The 17183-nt window shown below is 61.8% G+C and carries 21 protein-coding genes; 12 read left to right on the top strand and 9 right to left on the bottom strand.

Features of this window, described 5'->3' with window-relative positions; genetic code table 11:
* Positions 1–105 precede the first annotated feature (105 nt).
* The 3 genes from rsgA to J7399_RS16195 all read left to right on the top strand — a co-directional run bounded on the left by rsgA (position 106) and on the right by J7399_RS16195 (position 2948).
* Complete coding sequence (gene rsgA / locus J7399_RS16205) at positions 106–1194, top strand: ribosome small subunit-dependent GTPase A (RefSeq protein ID WP_209087569.1); 1089 nt, start codon at positions 106–108, stop codon at positions 1192–1194.
* A gap of 150 nt (positions 1195–1344) precedes the next feature.
* Positions 1345–1911: a hypothetical protein gene (locus J7399_RS16200; RefSeq protein WP_209087567.1), complete on the top strand. Its 567-nt coding sequence runs from the start codon at positions 1345–1347 to the stop codon at positions 1909–1911.
* Positions 1912–2096: 185 nt separating this feature from the next.
* Positions 2097–2948 carry a DMT family transporter gene (locus J7399_RS16195; RefSeq protein WP_209087565.1) on the top strand — a complete coding sequence of 284 codons (852 nt, stop codon included), beginning with the start codon at positions 2097–2099 and terminating at the stop codon, positions 2946–2948.
* Between the two features lie 25 nt (positions 2949–2973).
* On the opposite strand, the gene J7399_RS16190 is transcribed toward J7399_RS16195, so the two are convergent.
* Complete coding sequence (locus J7399_RS16190; RefSeq protein ID WP_209087563.1) at positions 2974–3429, bottom strand: NUDIX hydrolase; 456 nt, start codon at positions 3427–3429, stop codon at positions 2974–2976.
* Between the two features lie 111 nt (positions 3430–3540).
* Here J7399_RS16190 and J7399_RS16185 point away from each other — a divergent pair, with 111 nt between their 5' ends.
* Positions 3541–4326, top strand: a complete 786-nt coding sequence (locus J7399_RS16185; RefSeq protein WP_247742944.1) for an alpha/beta fold hydrolase — start codon at positions 3541–3543, stop codon at positions 4324–4326.
* A complete protein-coding gene (locus J7399_RS16180; RefSeq protein ID WP_209087561.1) occupies positions 4319–5476 on the top strand; it encodes an alpha-D-ribose 1-methylphosphonate 5-triphosphate diphosphatase in 1158 nt (385 codons plus the stop codon). The genes J7399_RS16185 and J7399_RS16180 overlap by 8 nt, the downstream gene beginning before the upstream one ends.
* Positions 5477–5590: 114 nt before the next feature.
* Here the strand turns inward: J7399_RS16180 and J7399_RS16175 are convergent, their stop codons facing one another.
* The 6 genes from J7399_RS16175 to lgt form a co-directional block, all read right to left on the bottom strand.
* A complete protein-coding gene (locus tag J7399_RS16175; RefSeq protein ID WP_209087559.1) occupies positions 5591–6670 on the bottom strand; it encodes a 5-(carboxyamino)imidazole ribonucleotide synthase in 1080 nt (359 codons plus the stop codon).
* Entirely contained in the window at positions 6663–7154 is a 492-nt protein-coding gene (gene purE, locus J7399_RS16170; protein ID WP_209087557.1) for a 5-(carboxyamino)imidazole ribonucleotide mutase, read from the bottom strand. Before purE ends, J7399_RS16175 begins: the two co-directional genes overlap by 8 nt.
* A 247-nt stretch (positions 7155–7401) precedes the next feature.
* Positions 7402–7542, bottom strand: a complete 141-nt coding sequence (locus J7399_RS16165) for a hypothetical protein (protein WP_209087555.1) — start codon at positions 7540–7542, stop codon at positions 7402–7404.
* A gap of 177 nt (positions 7543–7719) precedes the next feature.
* A complete protein-coding gene (gene pgeF, locus J7399_RS16160; RefSeq protein WP_209087553.1) occupies positions 7720–8478 on the bottom strand; it encodes a peptidoglycan editing factor PgeF in 759 nt (252 codons plus the stop codon).
* Entirely contained in the window at positions 8475–9533 is a 1059-nt protein-coding gene (locus tag J7399_RS16155) for an SAM-dependent methyltransferase (protein WP_209087550.1), read from the bottom strand. The genes pgeF and J7399_RS16155 overlap by 4 nt, the downstream gene beginning before the upstream one ends.
* Positions 9530–10426: a prolipoprotein diacylglyceryl transferase gene (gene lgt / locus J7399_RS16150; RefSeq protein WP_209087548.1), complete on the bottom strand. Its 897-nt coding sequence runs from the start codon at positions 10424–10426 to the stop codon at positions 9530–9532. The genes J7399_RS16155 and lgt overlap by 4 nt, the downstream gene beginning before the upstream one ends.
* 111 nt (positions 10427–10537) lie before the next feature.
* Between lgt and J7399_RS16145 the strand changes: the two genes are divergently transcribed.
* Positions 10538–10777, top strand: coding sequence for an accessory factor UbiK family protein (locus J7399_RS16145; RefSeq protein ID WP_058239539.1), 240 nt, complete (start codon positions 10538–10540; stop codon positions 10775–10777).
* Between the two features lie 65 nt (positions 10778–10842).
* Here J7399_RS16145 and J7399_RS16140 read toward each other — a convergent pair whose 3' ends face one another.
* Entirely contained in the window at positions 10843–11667 is an 825-nt protein-coding gene (locus tag J7399_RS16140) for a PhzF family phenazine biosynthesis protein (protein WP_209087546.1), read from the bottom strand.
* 262 nt (positions 11668–11929) lie between these two features.
* Between J7399_RS16140 and J7399_RS16135 the strand changes: the two genes are divergently transcribed.
* Genes J7399_RS16135 through J7399_RS16120 form a run of 4 tightly spaced genes read left to right on the top strand, consistent with a single transcriptional unit; the run spans position 11930 to position 14558 of the window.
* Positions 11930–12430 carry a YbjN domain-containing protein gene (locus J7399_RS16135; RefSeq protein ID WP_209087544.1) on the top strand — a complete coding sequence of 167 codons (501 nt, stop codon included), beginning with the start codon at positions 11930–11932 and terminating at the stop codon, positions 12428–12430.
* Between the two features lie 31 nt (positions 12431–12461).
* The gene (gene proC / locus J7399_RS16130) at positions 12462–13277 is read left to right on the top strand and encodes a pyrroline-5-carboxylate reductase (protein ID WP_209087542.1); all 816 of its coding nucleotides are present in this window, start codon (positions 12462–12464) and stop codon (positions 13275–13277) included.
* Positions 13270–13608: a tRNA-binding protein gene (locus tag J7399_RS16125; RefSeq protein WP_209079605.1), complete on the top strand. Its 339-nt coding sequence runs from the start codon at positions 13270–13272 to the stop codon at positions 13606–13608. Before proC ends, J7399_RS16125 begins: the two co-directional genes overlap by 8 nt.
* Positions 13605–14558: a D-glycerate dehydrogenase gene (locus tag J7399_RS16120; protein ID WP_209087540.1), complete on the top strand. Its 954-nt coding sequence runs from the start codon at positions 13605–13607 to the stop codon at positions 14556–14558. Before J7399_RS16125 ends, J7399_RS16120 begins: the two co-directional genes overlap by 4 nt.
* A 42-nt stretch (positions 14559–14600) precedes the next feature.
* Here the strand turns inward: J7399_RS16120 and J7399_RS16115 are convergent, their stop codons facing one another.
* Entirely contained in the window at positions 14601–15206 is a 606-nt protein-coding gene (locus J7399_RS16115; RefSeq protein WP_209087538.1) for a thymidine kinase, read from the bottom strand.
* 414 nt (positions 15207–15620) lie between these two features.
* On the opposite strand from J7399_RS16115, the gene J7399_RS16110 reads away from it, so the two are divergent.
* Together J7399_RS16110 and J7399_RS16105 are read left to right on the top strand one after the other, a co-directional pair.
* Positions 15621–16076, top strand: coding sequence for a hypothetical protein (locus tag J7399_RS16110; RefSeq protein WP_209064435.1), 456 nt, complete (start codon positions 15621–15623; stop codon positions 16074–16076).
* Between the two features lie 3 nt (positions 16077–16079).
* Entirely contained in the window at positions 16080–16955 is an 876-nt protein-coding gene (locus J7399_RS16105; RefSeq protein ID WP_209064437.1) for a LuxR C-terminal-related transcriptional regulator, read from the top strand.
* Positions 16956–17183 lie beyond the last annotated feature (228 nt).

The raw sequence follows: 17183 nt of genomic DNA, 5'->3' as shown, positions 1-17183 counted from the left end.
ACCCAAGCGCTTTGGCGCGGGGCTGAGCGTTTGTGCCCCCACTATTTTCTGTTACCTTTCGGCCAGATGCGCAGCGTGTGGCTGATCCATGAGAGTTCATGACCAATGACACGGGACTATTCCCAATTTTTGCCCAGCAGTGGCACCCCTTCTGACAGCCCCAAGCGCGCGCCGCTGGATATTCTGGGCTGGCAGCCTTTCTTTGCGCAGCAGACTGATCTTGAGGTTTTGGAAGCCTCCCCGCCGGTGCGGGTGGTGGAGGTGCATCGCAACGGGTTGCGCGTGCGCGGCGATGGTATTGAGGCGCTGATCCCGCCGGGGCCTGAGGCCACGGTTGGCGACTGGCTGCTCTATAATTCGGAGCTGCCGAGTCACAGCGAAGTGCTTGAACGCAAGAGTCTGTTTAAACGCCGCGCCGCCGGGCACGATCGCAGCATTCAGATGATTGCCGCCAATGTGGACACAGCCTTTGTGGTGACCAGCTGCAACAATGATTTCAACGTGGCGCGGCTGGAGCGGTTTCTGGCGCTGGCCTTTGAGGCGGATGTGACGCCGGTGATTGTGCTGACCAAGGCGGATTTGTGTGAAGACACAGCGCCCTTTGTGGAAGAGGCGCAGCGGATTTCGGATCGGGTGCCGGTGGTGTTGCTCAACGCCAAAAGCGACGAACCTGCGGCAAAGCTCGCCGACTGGTGCGCGCCGGGGCAGACGGTGGCGTTCCTTGGCACCTCCGGTGTGGGGAAATCCACACTGGTCAATGCGCTCTTTGGCAGTGAGCAGGCCGAGACCGGGGCGATCCGCGAAGATGACAGCCGCGGGCGGCACACCACCACGGCGCGGCAGCTGCATTTCACCGAGGCCGGGCTGGCCATTCTGGACACGCCGGGGATGCGCGAGTTGCAGCTTGCGGAGGCGGGTGATGGCCTGGCGGATCTGTTTGCCGATGTGGTCGAGCTGGCCACACAGTGCAAATTCCGCGATTGCGCCCATGAAAGCGAGCCGGGATGCGCCGTGCGTGCGGCGATTGCGGCAGGGACGCTGGATGCGGATCGGCTGGAGCGGTGGCGCAAGCTGGAGGCAGAGGAGCGCCACAACACCGCCTCGCTGGCGGAGCGGCGGGCCTATGACAAAAACTTCGGCAAGATGATCAAAACCGTCACCAAAGCCCATAAAGGGCGAAAGGGGCGCAAGTAGCCGGAATTTTCTCCCCAAAACAGAGGCGTTCGGAGTGATCCGGGCGCCTTTTGTCTGCGTATCTTTCTCAAACCGGTCAGAAAAACTCTGAATACTGGTCTGAATACTGGGCGGGGATGGACCTAAAGCGCGCAAGGGAGGGCGACAACCATGCATTTTAGAATGCCGATACGGGAACGCTCTCTGATGCTGTGCCTCACGCTCGCGCTTGCGCTCGGTTGGGGGGCAACCGCCAAGGCGGAGACCTCTGCCACCGCCGCGCCGGAGGTGGAGAGCCTGCTGGGGCAGCCTCAGGCGCTGGGATCGGGGCAATTCCGCTATCTGGGCCTGAAAGTCTATGACGCACAGATGTTCGCTCCGCAGGGGCAGGGGTTTGACCGGGACGGCAAATATGCGCTGAAGATCGAATATCAGCGCAAGATCCGGCGCAAGATTTTGCTGCGGGCGTCGTTGGAAGAGCTGACACGGATTGAAGGCGAACAGGCGGATCATGCGGACATCCTGTCCAAGCTGACCAGCTGTTACCGCGACATCCAGCCGGGCGACCGGATTGTGGCGGCCCCCAGAGGTGCGGATGCGTTGCGGTTTTGGGTGAATGGCACCCAGACCTGCACCCTGCAGCATGACAATATTCGGGATCGCTATATGGCGATGTGGATTGGAGATAAGGCGCGCAATCAGGACTTTGCGCGCGACGTGATGGCTGAGCAAAGGTAGCGGGGCTGACAGCTCCCCCCAGCGTGGCGGTGCCGCGTTCCGCTCGATGCGGTATCGCGAAATGTCTCGTTGCCTTGCATTAAGCCCGGCCCCTCTGTTGCTGCTTTGGTCCGGCGGCGACACCCGGGGCTGCGCGTGGTCGGGATGGCTTGCTCGTCCCGGCCACGCGTGTCACTCAGGGCGGTATGAGACCTTTGCTTCTGACCGCCATCACGATGATCGCCTTTGCCGCGAACTCTGTTCTGAACCGCGCCGCTGTGGGCGGGCTTGGCATGGATGCCATGAGCTTTGGCGTGATCCGGCTTGTCTCCGGCGCGCTGGCCCTGGCGGCGCTGATTGCCTGGCAGAAGCGTGGATTTGCCATTGGCGGCGTTGGACGGGGCGTCGCGGTGGCCGGTCTTCTGGCGTATATTTTCGGCTTCTCATTGGCCTATCGCGGCTTGGATGCGGGGCTTGGCGCGCTGATCCTGTTTGGCGTGGTGCAAATCACCATGTTTGGCGGCGCGGTAGTGGCGCGTGAAGAGATGCCGATGACCCGATGGCTTGGTGCCGGATTAGCGCTGGCGGGGCTGGTCTGGCTGCTTGCGCCGGGTTCAGGTGGCGCCGTGTCGGTGGCCCATGCGGCGGCGATGGCGGCGGCGGGCCTTGGCTGGGGCATCTATTCGCTGCAGGGCCGCAAAGAATCAGATGCGACGCAGGCCACGGCGATGAACTTCATTCTGGCCGCGCCGGTGGCGGTTTTGCTGAGCTGGGCGCTGACTGGCGAAATTGTGATCGGCGGTGCTGCGGCGCTGAGCGGGCAGGGCGTGGCGCTGGCGGTGGTTTCTGGCGTGATCACCTCGGGGCTGGGATATGCGCTGTGGTATGCGATCCTGCCGGGGCTGGGCGCAAGCCGCGCGGCGGTGGCGCAGCTGACCGTGCCGGTGATCGCCATGGCGGGCGGCATGGCGTTTCTGGCAGAGCCGCTGACCCTGCGGTTTGTCGGTGCGGCTGTGCTGGTGATTGGCGGCGTGCTGGTGTCGATGCGCAAGGCTTAAGCCGCAGCATAGCACTGAAGCGTGACTAGGGTTTCACGATGGGTTCCAGCGGATCATAAGTCAGCCCCGTGCCCCAGGCGACATCTGGCAGGCTGTCAGGCTTAAACCGCACCCCACTAAGCTCTTCAGGTGAGAAAAACCGCCGCTCGGTGACGATGTTCTCTGGATCTTTCCACTCGCGCGACAGGCTGCCTTCGATGATGGTGCAGCGGAAATAGATGTCGACCTGATGAAAGCTGCCGTGCGGGTCGTGAAATTCATTGATCAGGCAGGGATCATGTACGGCGACGGTGAGGCCGCATTCCTCCCAGACCTCACGGGCGAGATTTTCCTTCAGCGAGCTGTGCCGCTCCACCCCGCCGCCGGGCACACACCAGAGATCGCTTTGACCTTCCGGATAGGCATTCACCAGCAGCAGCGCGCCCTCTTGCAGGATGATGGCTCGGGCGGCGAGGCGGGGAGAAGGCGAAGGCGGCGGCATGCGTAAAGTTCCGTAAGGTTTTTGCTTTTGTAGAGCGGGCGGAGCGCCTATCTCAAGGCTATGAGACATGTGATCCGAAAATGCGCCGTTCTGGCCGCGCTCTTGCCGATGATGGCCGCGCCTGTGCTGGGCACTGTGACAACTGAGACCGAAGACCCGCGGGCAGAGGAATGTGTGGTGATGCTGCATGGGTTGGCCCGCACCAAGAATTCCTTTGTGGTGATGCAGCTGGCGCTGGAGCGGCATGGCTATGAGGTGGTGCGGCAGGGCTATCCCTCCACCAAGGAAGACATCGCGCATCTGGCCTATGGCACCCTGCCTGAGGCGGTGGCGAAATGCGGCGACCGGAAGGTGCATTTTGTGACCCATTCCATGGGCGGCATTCTGCTGCGCCAGTGGTTTGTGAACAACCGGCCTGAAAACCTCGGCCGCGTGGTGATGCTGGGGCCGCCCAACAAGGGCAGCGAAGTGGTGGATGAGCTGCGCGATCTGGCACCGTTTGAGTGGCTGAATGGTCCGGCGGGGCAGGAGCTGGGCACGGATGGGTTGCCAAGCGATCTGCCGCCGGTGGATTTTGAGCTGGGTGTGATTGCGGGGGACCGCTCTCTGAACCCGTATTTCTCAAGCCTTATCGAGGGGCCGGATGACGGCAAGGTTTCGGTGGCCAGCACCAAAGTGGCGGGCATGAAGGATCATATCGTCCTGCCGGTGACCCATACGTTTATGATGAACAATCCGGTGGTGATCGCGCAGGTGGAGGCCTTCCTTGCAGAAGGCGCTTTTGATCCGGAGCTGGGCTTTGAGGGGGCGGAGGCCACCGTGCGGGCTTTGCAGCGGATTGTGGAAGATGACTGTGTGGCCTCTGCCTGTGATGAAGAGGCACGTCGTGATGAGTGAACCGACGCTGGATCTGGGGCTGGATCTGGTGGGCGCGGAGGTGCTTTTGCCGGACGGCTTGGCGCAGGTCACGCTTGGTGTGCGTGACGGGGTTTTGACCGCGCCGGGGCAGAGGCGTGCGATTGATCTGAGCGGGTTTCGGATCTTGCCGGGCATTGTCGATCTGCATGGCGACGGGTTTGAGCGCCATCTGGCCCCACGCCGCGGCGCAATGAAAAACCTTGGCGACGGGTTGATGTCGGTGGATGCGGAACTGGCGGCCAATGGCATCACCACCGCTGTGCTGGCGCAGTTTTGGAGCTGGGAAGGCGGTATGCGCAGCCCCGAGTTTGCGCAGCGCTTTCTGACTGCACTCGACGCAGCCGAGGGGCTGTTGACCGACATGCGGGTGCAGCTGCGTTTTGAGAGCCATTTGCTGTCTGATTACGCGGATTTTGAGGCGGCGGTGGATGCGCACGGCGTGCCTTATGTGGTGTTTAATGACCACCTGCCCCATGCCGCCTTGGAGAAGGGCAAAAAGCCGCCCCGGCTGACCGGGCAGGCCTTGAAGGGCGGGCGCAGCCCGGAAGCGCATCTGGCTTTGCTGAAAGAACTGCACGGCGCGCGGGACGCGGTGCCGGAGGCAGTGGCCGGATTGGCGGCGCGTTTGGCAGCCAAGGGCGTGCGGCTGGGCAGCCATGATGATGACAGTGCAGAGACGCGGACCTTTTGGCGGGCGCGGGGGCTGATGATCAGTGAGTTTCCGGAGACGCGGGAAGCGGCAGAGGCTGCGCAGGCAGCGGGGGATCCGGTGGTGATGGGGGCGCCCAATGTGGTGCGCGGCGGCAGCCATTCCGGAAATGTGACCGCATCAGATTTGGTGGCGGACGGCTTGGTGGATGCGCTGGCCTCGGATTACCACTATCCGGCCCCCAAACAGGCGGTGTTGCGCATGGTTGAGGAGGGCGTCTGTGATCTGGCCAGCGGCTGGGCGCTGATTTCGGCGCGGCCGGCAGCGGTGCTGGGGCTGGGTGATCGCGGCACGCTGGAGCCGGGCAAACGGGCGGATCTGATTGTGATGGCACCGGACGGGCGCATCGGCGCAACGCTGGTCGGCGGGCGCGTGAGCCATATGGCCGGAGATGTGGCGGCGCGGTTTATGGCGGCCTGAGGGGAAAAGATGGGGCTTCGCCCCTGCCACATCTATGATGTGGCTACCCCAGGATATTTGGCGAATGAGAAGGCGGGGCCCCGTGACAGGGCCCTTTGAGTGCGCCTTGACGTGTTATTTGGCCGTGTCGGCTTTGACGCGGTTGACGTGACCCATTTTGCGGCCTGCTTTGACCTCGGACTTGCCGTAGAGATGCACGGCGGTGTCGCGCTCTTTGAGCAGGGCGGGGAGCTGGTCCATGTCGTCGCCGATCAGGTTTTCCATCACCACATCGCTGTGACGCTGGCCGTCGCCCAGAGGCAGACCGACCACGGCGCGGATGTGTTGCTCAAACTGATCCACCGCGCAGCCGTTTTGGGTCCAGTGGCCGGAATTGTGCACGCGCGGGGCGATTTCATTGACGATGAGCCCCTCAGAGGTGACGAAGAGCTCCACCCCCATGACGCCGACATACTCCAGCGCGTTCAGGATGTTGGCGGCGAGCAGCACCGCATCCATGCGCTGGGCGGCGGTGAGGCGGGCGGGCACGGTGGTGGTGCGCAGGATGCCTTCGGCATGCACGTTTTCGCCCGGATCAAAACAGGCGACCTGCCCGTCGATGCCGCGGGCGGCAATCACGGAGACTTCGTGGGAGAAATCGACAAAGCCTTCCAGCAGCGCCGGGGCTCCGGCCATATCGGCCAGCGCGGCCTCGGCATCAGCAGCGGTTTTCAGGCGGGCCTGACCTTTGCCGTCATAGCCAAAGCGGCGGGTTTTCAGGATCGCGGGTGCGCCGATCTCGGCCACGGCGGCGGCCATGGTGTCTGCATCGGTGACATCGGCGAAGGGGGCGGTTTTCAGGCCCAGCTCGCGCAGGAATGTCTTTTCTGTCAGGCGGTCCTGGCTGACGCGCAGGGCTTCGCGGCCCGGGCGGATCGGCACATGGGCCTCAAGGATGTCGAGCGCGGAGGTGGGGATGTTTTCGAACTCATAGGTGATCACATCCACAGCTTCGGCAAAGGCGCGCAGGGCCACGGCGTCGTCGTAGCTTTTCTGGAAGTGATAATTCGCCACGTGGCTGGCCGGACAATCGCCGCCGGGCTCATAGATGCAGGTTTTGTAGCCCAGACGGGAGGCGGCGACAGAGAGCATGCGGCCAAGCTGGCCACCGCCAAGGATGCCGATGGTCGCGCCGAGGGGAAGGGGATCAGTCATCTTGGGGTTCATCCGGGATAGAGGCCGAGAGGGCGTCGCGCCACGCATCAAGGCGGGTGGCAAGGTCAGCATCCTGCAGCGCCAGGATGCCTACGGCCATGAGGCCTGCGTTGGCGGCACCGGCCGCACCAATCGCCATGGTGGCCACGGGGAAGCCTTTGGGCATCTGCACGATAGAATAGAGGCTGTCGACACCCGAAAGCGCGCGGGTCTGGACCGGAACGCCCACCACAGGCACGCGGGTTTTGGAGGCCATCATGCCGGGCAGATGGGCCGCGCCGCCTGCGCCTGCGATGATCACCTGCAGCCCGCGACCGGCGGCTTCTTTGCCGTAAGACCAGAGGCGATCCGGGGTGCGGTGGGCGGAGACGATCTTCTTCTCGTAGGTGATGCCCAGCTCTTCCAGAATGGTGGCTGCTTCTTTCATGGTGGGCCAATCGGATTGGCTGCCCATAATGATGCCGACTTGAGGTGTGTCCGTCATATGCGCCTCTGACATGAGAATTTGGCGAGCGTTATAGACGGTTTAAGGATTTAAGCAACGGAGCCGATGAGCTTTGCGAAAATGCGTTGATGAGTGTGTATGAAGCGGTGGTTAATTTGCGCATATGCGGGTCTGGCATATGCAGAAGCGCAAAGCAGCCCGCAATTCTGGCAAGATGCTTTGCGCTTTTTCTGGAGGGTCGTGCGTTTGGGCAAGCGGGCAGCGCCGGGAGTGGGCGACTCGCGCGTTACGCCACTTTTTTGAGCTGCACGCCTTTGCGCTTTGCAATGAAGGCGGCGCGGCGCTGGCCACGGGCCCAAGGCATCTGAGGGGCGTCTTCTTTGGATGCGGCAACAACGGATTTGATAAAGCGGCTCTGGGTTTTCATGTCTGCTCTCCTTGGTCTTTCTGGCCTCTGTCGGGCCGATTGTTTCCAACTTGAGATCAGTCTCGTGTCGAATTGAGGCAGAGATGGGGCAGGATTGGTCAGATTTTAGGAAAATGCGGTGACAATTTGGCGGTATTGGTGAAGGCCTTTAAATCAAAGGCCTTTCACAGGCCGTGTTTAGAGGCGGATGCAAGAAATCAGGCGGCCGTAGTCTGCTTCATTGGCGTGGGTGGTGCGCCGGTAGGAGTAAAATCTGTCTGCATCGGCATAGGTGCAGTGACGGATCCACTCGGCCTCTCCGACACCGGCGCGGCGCAGGCGGTGCAGCCCGTAGGCGGGCAGGTCAAACAGCATGCGGTCGCCTTCGCCATTGGCAAAGAAGCGGCTGTTGTCGGGGTCTTCGGCAAGGAAGTTGTCCAGAAACTCAGGGCCAACCTCATAAGCGCTTTGGCTGATGCAGGGGCCGATCACGGCGCGGATGTTGGCGCGGGAGGCGCCGAGGGCTTCCATGGCCGCTATGGTGGCTTCGAGAATGCCGTCCAATGCGCCGCGCCAGCCTGCGTGGGCAGCCCCGATCACACCGGCCTCAGGATCCGAGAACAGGACCGGCTGGCAATCTGCGGTGAGGATCGAGAGCGCGAGGCCCGGTTGGTTGGTGACAATCGCATCGGTGCGCGGGCGCTCGCCGGTGAGGGGGCCGGTGGCGGTGTGGACATCGGCGGAATGCACCTGATGCACGGAGGCGAGGTGGGCGATGTCGACCTCCATCGCATCGGCCACACGCTGGCGGTTGATCGCAACAATCTCGGACTGATCGGAGCTGCCCATGCCGCAGTTGAGGCCTTCGAAGATGCCGGAAGAGGCGCCGCCGCGGCGGGTGAAGAAGCCATGATGCACGGGGGCAAGCAGGTCCGAGGTGAGTATCTCAAGTGTCATGTGGTGCATCCTGCTGGGGGTGTGCCGCCTTCGGGGAAGAGCGCGAGGACTTTGAACAGGTTTCCCATTTCCTCGGGGTGCGTCAAGCGGCGATGTGCGGCGATGTGGCTTGCAAGCGCCGCGCCGCTGAGGTTTGCGGCCAGCGTCTGTGCGCGGGCGGTGATGCCGAGGCGCTCCAGAAACACGCCTTGCGGGGTGAGGCGGCTGTGGGCGCAGGGGGCGGCCTGTGCGAGGGCCTCAAAATCCACATGGGCGGTGAGGTCGCTTGCGCCCGGCGCGGTGAGCGGGTCGATGAAGGCGTGATCTTGCAGAGCCTGCAATGTGTCGCCCTGAGAACGCCAGTCGCCGTAGTCAATCAAGAGCGCCGTGCCGCCTGCGTCGCGGATGCGGGTGCCGATCTGATCGGCGATGGCGGTGGCCTGTGGGCAGGTTTCAACGATATTGTCTGGCTCGGTGTCGGCAAGGCGGTGCGTGAGATGCGGCTGCGGCAGCTCTGGCCCCAAGGCAAAGGCAAGCGCGCCGTCGCGCATGGCAATCAGGCGCTCGTGCCAGCCTTCCGAACCGCGCTGGTATTGGCGGATCGGGAGGGCATCAAAGAATTCATTGGCGATGAGATAGAGCGGCTGATCCGGTAGAGTGTCGAGGCTGTCGTGCCATGTGACCTGATCGCCGAGGGTGTCGCGCTGTTTGACGCGCAGGGTTGGGGAGGCTTCCACAAGGTGGAGCTGGGCGGCGGCGTGAAAACCCGGCACTGCGCGGGTGGCGCGCAGGATGTCCGCCATAAGCGTGCCGCGGCCGGGGCCAAGTTCGGCCAATGTGAAGGGGGCGGGGGCGCCTTGGTCGAGCCAAGCCTGCGCCAGCGAGAGGCCAATGAGTTCGCCAAACATCTGGCTGATCTCCGGCGCGGTGGTGAAATCACCGGCGGCGCCCAGAGGATCGCGTGTGGTGTAATAGCCCATGGTGGGATGCAGCAGCGCCTCACCCATATAGTCCGCCACGGTCATGGGGCCGTGGGCCTCAATCCGGGCGAGGAGGTGCTGGGTCAATGTGCTCATGTGGCGGGCGCGGGTTCAGGGCGTGCGCGCAGGATGAGGTAGAGGCCAAGGGCGATCATGGGTAGCGAGAGCAGTTGCCCCATGGTGAAGCCGTAGCCGTTCATCTGCAGCGCGAGGCCGAGCGGGTTGCCTGGCGAAATGAACTGCGCATCGGGTTGGCGGACAAATTCCACAAGGAAACGCGCGGTGCCATAGCCGGCTAGGAAAGTGCCGATGAGGGTGCCGGGGCGTTTGAGCGCGCCGCGACGGTAAGCGAGCCACAACATGAGGCTGCCAAGTATCACGCCTTCCATGAGAGCTTCATAAAGCTGGGAGGGGTGGCGCGCGCAATAGGCCACCAGTTGGCCGCAATCCTGCGCGGCCTGACCGGGGAAGATCACGCCCCATGGCAGATCGGTGGGGCGGCCCCAGAGCTCTGCGTTGATGAAGTTGGCAATCCGGCCCAGAAACAGGCCGACCGGCACGCCAAGCGCCATGGCATCCCCGACTTGCATCGGGCGCAGGTCATATTTGCGGCAATAGAGGAAGCCTGCGAGGATCACGCCCAGCATGCCGCCGTGAAAGGCCATGCCGCCATCCCAGATGCGGATGATGTCCCCCGGATTGGCGAGGTAGAAGGCGGGTTTGTAAAACAGCACATAGCCAAGGCGGCCGCCAAGGATCACGCCGAGAATGACCCAGCTGAGCAGATCTTCGACCTGACGCGCTTCAATCGGGGCGGTGTCGTTTGGCCAGAGCGACGCGCGATTTACGGTGGCGACCACAATGCGCCAGCCGATCAGGATGCCGACGATGTAGGCCAGCGCATACCAGCGCAGGGCAAATTCCATGCCAAAGGCGGAAATCGAGAAGATCTCTGGCGAGATATTGGGGAAGGGAATTTGTCCGCTCATGTGCCTCTCCGTTTGCGGCCCAAATGGCCGGGTGCGCGCGACAAAGTCAACCTTGTGTCTGCGGGCGTTGACGCCCATATAAGGGGTCAGGATCACAATGCGGAGAGAGCGATGCAAACCCGGAACAAATTCATGGACGACATGTCTCAGTTGATGACCAACGCCATGGGTGTCGCTCAGGGCGCCAAGGATGAGGCGGAAAACGCGATGAAATCGCTGATGGACCGCTGGCTGGCGGATCGTGATTTTGTCACCCGCGAGGAATTTGATGCGGTGCGCGCCATGGCGCAGAAGGCCCGTGAAGAAAACGAAGCCCTGAAAGCCCGGATCGAGGCGCTGGAAGGCAAGTAAGGCTCAGGCTTTTGCCGAGCTGAAGACTGTGGGGCTGGCTGATGGGTCGGCCCTTTTTCTTTTGATTACAGCGCAATTGTGCCTGTGATGCAGCTTTGCACCGCGCCACCCACCCAGATCTCGCCGCCATTACCTTGCACATGCACGCGGCCTTTGCGCCCAAAGGCGGTGCCTTGTGCGGCCACGTAGCTGGGTGCGGCATGGCCTGCACCGATGAGCCATTGGGCGACGCCAGCGTTCAGGCTGCCTGTCACCGGGTCTTCCAGCCCGCGGGCGGTGAAGCCGCGTACTTCAAAGTCGGTTTCCGTTGCCGGGGCAACGACGCCGATGCGCAGGCCGTTCAGCGTCGCGTAATCCGGTGAGATGGCCATGGCCGTGGCGCGGTCGCGCAGCAGAAGCGCCGCCCAGCCGGGGCCATTGTCGACCCATGCGGACTCCACGATGTCTGTCCCTGAGAGGCCGAGGCCATTGATGGCGCGGGCGCGGGTGGCTGCATCCAGTGCGCCGCTGCGGGTGAGGGGCGGGGCCATGAAGAAGAGCTTCTCGCCGTCGCGGCGGATGCGGATCAGGCCTGCGCCGCAGTCCTGCAGGATGTCGCCGCCTTTGGGTGTGCCGCCTTGGTTGAGCCAGACCTGCGCGCTTCCGAGTGTCGGGTGGCCGGCAAAAGGCAGCTCTTGCGCCGGGGTGAAAATCCGCACGCGGTAGTCGGCCGCAGGATCGCGGGGCGGCAGCAGGAAGCTTGTTTCACTCAGGTTTGTCCAGTTGGCGAGTTGCCCCATTTGGGCCTCGCTGAGGGGCTCTGCGTCGCCGACAACGGCCAGCGGGTTGCCAAAACTCGGGCTGTCGGTGAAGACTTCGACCTGCGCAAAGGGGAATTCCTGCTGTCCCATCACTATCCTCTTGGAATCTGGTGAAAATCCGGGCATTGGGAACAGCCCTTCCTTGGGTCTCTCACCGGGCGGTGGAGACTTGTGCATACTTCACTTTAATCCACAACTTATTGCGTTATCCACAGATATTTTGCTTTACACATCGTAAAGGGCACCTCACCATATGTTGTAAGGGCGGTGGAGTTTTCCACAGGTCCTAGAGCAGGCACCAAGCGTTAGGGGAGCTGCCAATCCCCACGCGATAGCAAAACGAGGTGGCGCCATGGCATTATCAGAGCAGTTTCTGGAAGAAGACCTGCACCCTATTGATATCGTTGAGCATATCGCAGAGGTGCGGGACTGGAATTTTGAGCGGATCGCAGATGATCAGATCGCCATGGCGGTCGAAGGACAGTGGAAGACCTATTCCATCACGCTGGCTTGGTCTGCTTATGACGAGACCCTGCGGCTGGTCTGTTCCTATGAGGCGCAGCCGCCACAAGAGAAGCTGCCGCAGCTTTATGAGACGCTGAATGCGGTGAATGATGAGTGCTGGTCCGGTGCCTTCACCTATTGGGAGCGCCAGCAGCTGATGATTTATCGCTATGGTCTGGTGCTGACGGGCGGACAGGTGGCGAGCCCTGATCAGATCGACACGATGATCCGCAACGCGGTGCAGAACGCAGAGCGGTTTTACCCGGCGTTTCAGCTTGTGGTCTGGGGTGAGCGAACTGTGAAAGATGCAATGCAAGTTGCCATTGCAGAGGCCTACGGGCGGGCGTAACACTTGCCCCCAACAGGATAAGGGGGCTTTCATGGACATGACTTTGGTGGCCGAGCGCGGGCTTGTGCTTTTGGGCTGCGGCAAGATGGGCTCTGCGATGTTGCAGGGCTGGCTGGCGGATGGGCTGCCTGCGGGCTCGGTCTGGGTGCAGGATCCCTTTCCCAGCGATTGGGTGCAGCAGAGCGGTGTCCATGTGAATGCAGAGCTGCCAGCAGCGCCCGCGGTGGTGCTGATCGCGGTGAAGCCCCAGATGATGGCGGATGCGTTGCCGGTTTTGGCGGCCATGGGCAATGGCGAGACGCTGTTTGTCTCGGTTGCGGCGGGCATTTCCATCGGCACCTATGAAGACATTCTTGGCAACAACACACCGATTGTGCGCGCCATGCCCAACACGCCCGCGGCGGTCGGCAAGGGCATCACGGCAATCGTGGCCAATGGGCCTGCGGGAGAGGCCGGGTTGGTCGCCTCTGAGGCGCTGCTTTCCGCAGTTGGGCAGGTGGTGCGTCTTGAGCGTGAAAGCCAGATGGATGCGGTCACCGGGCTGAGCGGCTCAGGCCCGGCCTATGTGTTTCACATGATCGAGACCATGGCGGCGGCAGGAGAGGCGCAGGGTTTGTCGCCTGAGCTGTCCATGGCGCTGGCCAAAGCCACGGTGGCCGGTGCAGGCGCGCTGGCGGAGAGTGCTGAGGAAAGCCCCGAACAGCTGCGCATCAATGTGACCAGCCCCAATGGCACCACGCAGGCCGGGCTGGAGGTTCTGATGGACACCGCAGAAGGCCTGCCGCCTCTGATGATCAAAACCGTGGGCGCTGCGGCGGAGCGGAGCCGGGAGCTGGCCAATGGCTGAGATCAGTTTTGACGATTTTCTGAAGGTCGATATTCGCGTGGGCACGGTGGTGCGGGCGGAAGATTATCCGGAGGCGCGCAAACCTGCGATCAAGCTCTGGGTGGATTTTGGCGATGAGCTGGGCGTGCGCAAAAGCTCGGCGCAGATCACCGCGCATTACAATCCCGCAGGGTTGATTGGCAAACAGGTGATGGCGGTGGTGAATTTTCCACCGCGCCAGATCGGTAAATTCATGTCGGAAATTCTGGTGCTGGGGCTGCCCGATGAGGCGGGAGAGATCACGCTGATCGGCCCGGACGGGCCGGTGCCAAACGGGGGGCGGATGCATTGAAATCGCTTTTGATCACACGGCCGCTGCCAGATGAGGTGCTCGCGGCGGCGCGGGCGCAGTTTTCGGTGACGGTGCGGCTCAACAACCTGCCGATGGAGGGGGATGAGCTGCGCGATGCCCTGCGCAACTTTGATCTGGTGCTGCCAACACTGGGCGATGCCTTTGACCGCAAGGTGTTTGCCGATGTGGCGGCGCCGCGCTGCAAGATGCTGGCGAATTTTGGCGTGGGCTTCAATCATATCGACACCAAGGCCGCCAAGATGGCGGGCATAACCGTGACCAACACGCCGGGTGCTGTGACCGATGCCACGGCAGATGTGGCGATGACCTTGATCCTGATGAGCGCACGGCGCGCCGGTGAGGGCGAACGTCTGGTGCGCGCAGGCCACTGGCGCGGCTGGCATCCGACCCAAATGCTGGGCATGCATCTGACCGGCAAGACCGTCGGCATCGCGGGCATGGGCCGCATTGGTCAGGCGATTGCTGCGCGCTGCCACTTTGGCTTTGGCATGCCGGTGAAATACTGGAACCGCTCTGAAAAAGAGCTGGCCTTTCCGGCGGAGCGCGTGACCTCGATCACCGATCTGGCGGCGCAGGTGGATGTGCTGGTGGCGGCGGTGCCCGGTGGGGCGGACACCCATCATCTGTTTGATGCGGAGGTCTTTGCCGCGATGCAAAGCCACGCCCATTTCATCAATATTTCCCGCGGGGAAGTGGTACATGAGGCCGCTTTGATCGCCGCTTTGGAGGCGGAGGAAATCGGCGGGGCGGGTTTGGATGTCTATGAGTTTGAACCCAAGGTGCCGGAAGCTCTGCGCAAGCGCGACAACGTCACCTTGTTGCCGCATCTGGGCACAGCGGCGCTGGAAGTGCGCACGCAGATGGGGCTGATGGCGGTGGAGAACCTGATCGCCTTTGCCCAAGGGCAAACGCCGCCAAATCTCGTCTAAAGCCTTTTGCAGGCCTGATAATCTGAGGCGCGGGCGGTGGGTTTATTCCGCCGCCCTGCGTTCCTTGGGCATGTCGCCCATGGCCTCGCGCCAGTGGCGGCGGCAGAGGGACACATAGCTTTCATTGCCGCCGATCTGCACCTGAGCGCCTTCGCGCAGGACATTGCCGGTCTCGTCCTGACGCACAACCATGGTGGCTTTCTTGCCGCAATGGCAGATGGTGCGCACTTCGCGCATCTCATCAGCAAGTGCCAGAAGCGCGGCGGAGCCGGGGAACAGCTGGCCCTGAAAATCGACGCGCAGGCCGTAGCACATGACCGGCACCTTCAGATCATCCACGGTGCGGGCCAGTTGCCAGACTTGTTCCTCGCTCAGGAACTGCGCCTCATCAATGAAGACACAGGCGATTTTTCCCTCGTCGATACGGGCCTTGATCTTGGCAAAGAGATCAGAGCTTGGATCAAAGGTGTCTGCAGGCTCGGAAATGCCGATGCGGGAGGCGATGCGTCCCGCCCCTGCGCGGTGGTCGAGCTTGGCGGTGAGCAGATAAGTCTGCATCCCGCGCTCACGGTAGTTGTGAGAGGCCTGCAAAAGCACAGTCGATTTGCCGGCGTTCATGGTCGAATATTGGAAATACAGCTTGGCCATGGGCGGGTGATAAGACGCAACGGGCCATGGGTGCAAGACCGTGGGGGGAGGGCTGCGCGAAAAACTCTGATGGCGATGCACAGTGGCCGATCGCTGCGCCGGGTCGGCGGCTGAGAGAGGATTGTTTGGCGGGCGGAGCGCACCCCGGGGTCAGACTGGTTGAACCATTGGGGATGTTGATCTCGGGATGCGCGGCCTGTTGGCCAACGGCGGATCTCCACGCAGATCTCCACCGCCCTCCTATGATCCGGCTGCACCCACCGGACACTGACATTGCCGGAGGAAACGCTTCCGGTCTTTCTCAAATGACAAAAATAGGGTTAATTCGAAAATGGGAAAAGAAATCTGCCTTTCCCCTCACGTGGGGGTGTGAGATGAAATGCGGCAGATCATTCAATGGGTTGGAACGAATATATGAGCGTTGTGGACAGTTATCTGAAGAAGCATTCCGAGGCCTTGGTGAAAGACGTCGGGATTGAGGCTGCCTGCGAGCTGACGGGCAAGTCCAAAGCAACGCTGGGGCGCTACTATTCCGGGCATGAAGAGCACGCGGACCGGTTTATGCCGATTGATGCGGTGGCCGCGCTGGAAGAGGCGGCGTCTTATCCGCATGTGACCGCAGCACTTGCGGAGCTGCGGGGCAATTCGCTCAACCATGACAGCCGCCGCAATCCGAACAGCAAGGGGGGCGTCAACTCCGATGTGATCGCGCTCAGCCAGCGGTTTGCTCTGCTGATGGCGGAATACAACCAATCCATCGAGGATGGGGTGATCACCGTCACCGAGGCCAAACGTCTGTTGCGCGAAACCGTCGCGCTGCAGCAGGTTCTAGTGGATATGAAGCTGCATTTGGAAGAGGAATCCGTCTGACCGATGATCGATGCGTCCGGGCGTCGGCCGCTTCTGGCGGCAGAGCGTCACACACCGGAACTGTTGCACGGGTTTCTGGCGGATCTGGAAGCCACGCGGACTTCGGCGGAGGTCTGGGCGCTGATTGTCGAGGTGGGGCAGACCCTGAACCTGCCATATATTGATTTCATCTGCGCCAACAACTTCTCCAACTGGAAGCGGACGCTGTTTATCCGTACCTCTTATGACAGCACCTGGCTGAACACCCACAACAACGATCCAGAGACCTCCAAGTGGAGCTATTTCCGTACCCATGCGATCAATTGCCTGACGCCGATTGCGGTGGGGTTGGAGTTTGCGGATGAATTTCACCACATCCCGGAGCAGCGCTACAAGGTGCTCAAGGAGGCGGCTGAGCGGGGTTTGCGCGCTGGGTTCTCTATTCCTCTGCGGCTGAATGCGCCGCCGCAAGCCGCGCTGATCACCTTTTGCGGGGACCACTCCAAAAGAGAGATGCGACACATCATTCAGACCCATGGATGGGTCCTAAATACTGTCGCAATGATGGGTCATCAGCGGTATCTTGCTCATTTTGCGGCAGAATTTACCGAGCGGAACCAAATTTCGGACAAACAGCGCGAACTTCTGGAAATGATCGGGGCCGGGCTTCAGGACAAGGTGATTGCCGAGAAGCTTGAGATCTCTGTTTCTGCGGTGCGGCAACGGATGAAAAACATCCTCAGCAAGACCGGGCTGTCCAATCGAGCGGACCTTGCAGCGCTGGCGATGAGCGCCGGGCTGGTGAAAGATCCGCTGAACCGGATGCACAATGAGGAAGCGGGCATTCTGGTTGAGATGGATGATCCGCCGGGCGGCAAGCATCTTGTGAGATATCGTTAGCATTTGAATTATAATGATTATTTTCGGGTTCTGGTGTTTTTTGGAGCCCAAAGAAAAAGGTGCCCCGGAGAACCGGGGCACCTACACGTCATGAAAAGACATACAGGGAAAATATGTGCACGGGTGTGCATACAAGACTCCGCACGGGACAGCGCAGAGTAGAAGGGGATCAGTAAACTATCACCTCTCGAACCTCTTGTCTCAGGATGCCTGGGGTAGCACCGCGGC

The organism is Shimia sp. R9_1 (genome assembly GCF_017743775.1).
Lineage (GTDB): Bacteria > Pseudomonadota > Alphaproteobacteria > Rhodobacterales > Rhodobacteraceae > Shimia.
Note: the sequence above shows the minus strand (reverse complement) of the source record. Positions and strands in the feature narration are given on the sequence as shown.

Coding starts and splice junctions, on each gene's coding strand:
- rsgA (WP_209087569.1), top strand. CDS start 106: ATGACACGGGACTATTCCCAATTTTTGCCCAGCAGTGGCACCCCTTCT.
- J7399_RS16200 (WP_209087567.1), top strand. CDS start 1,345: ATGCATTTTAGAATGCCGATACGGGAACGCTCTCTGATGCTGTGCCTC.
- J7399_RS16195 (WP_209087565.1), top strand. CDS start 2,097: ATGAGACCTTTGCTTCTGACCGCCATCACGATGATCGCCTTTGCCGCG.
- J7399_RS16190 (WP_209087563.1), bottom strand. CDS start 3,429: ATGCCGCCGCCTTCGCCTTCTCCCCGCCTCGCCGCCCGAGCCATCATC.
- J7399_RS16185 (WP_247742944.1), top strand. CDS start 3,541: ATGGCCGCGCCTGTGCTGGGCACTGTGACAACTGAGACCGAAGACCCG.
- J7399_RS16180 (WP_209087561.1), top strand. CDS start 4,319: ATGAGTGAACCGACGCTGGATCTGGGGCTGGATCTGGTGGGCGCGGAG.
- J7399_RS16175 (WP_209087559.1), bottom strand. CDS start 6,670: ATGACTGATCCCCTTCCCCTCGGCGCGACCATCGGCATCCTTGGCGGT.
- purE (WP_209087557.1), bottom strand. CDS start 7,154: ATGACGGACACACCTCAAGTCGGCATCATTATGGGCAGCCAATCCGAT.
- J7399_RS16165 (WP_209087555.1), bottom strand. CDS start 7,542: ATGAAAACCCAGAGCCGCTTTATCAAATCCGTTGTTGCCGCATCCAAA.
- pgeF (WP_209087553.1), bottom strand. CDS start 8,478: ATGACACTTGAGATACTCACCTCGGACCTGCTTGCCCCCGTGCATCAT.
- J7399_RS16155 (WP_209087550.1), bottom strand. CDS start 9,533: ATGAGCACATTGACCCAGCACCTCCTCGCCCGGATTGAGGCCCACGGC.
- lgt (WP_209087548.1), bottom strand. CDS start 10,426: ATGAGCGGACAAATTCCCTTCCCCAATATCTCGCCAGAGATCTTCTCG.
- J7399_RS16145 (WP_058239539.1), top strand. CDS start 10,538: ATGCAAACCCGGAACAAATTCATGGACGACATGTCTCAGTTGATGACC.
- J7399_RS16140 (WP_209087546.1), bottom strand. CDS start 11,667: ATGGGACAGCAGGAATTCCCCTTTGCGCAGGTCGAAGTCTTCACCGAC.
- J7399_RS16135 (WP_209087544.1), top strand. CDS start 11,930: ATGGCATTATCAGAGCAGTTTCTGGAAGAAGACCTGCACCCTATTGAT.
- proC (WP_209087542.1), top strand. CDS start 12,462: ATGGACATGACTTTGGTGGCCGAGCGCGGGCTTGTGCTTTTGGGCTGC.
- J7399_RS16125 (WP_209079605.1), top strand. CDS start 13,270: ATGGCTGAGATCAGTTTTGACGATTTTCTGAAGGTCGATATTCGCGTG.
- J7399_RS16115 (WP_209087538.1), bottom strand. CDS start 15,206: ATGGCCAAGCTGTATTTCCAATATTCGACCATGAACGCCGGCAAATCG.
- J7399_RS16110 (WP_209064435.1), top strand. CDS start 15,621: ATGAGCGTTGTGGACAGTTATCTGAAGAAGCATTCCGAGGCCTTGGTG.
- J7399_RS16105 (WP_209064437.1), top strand. CDS start 16,080: ATGATCGATGCGTCCGGGCGTCGGCCGCTTCTGGCGGCAGAGCGTCAC.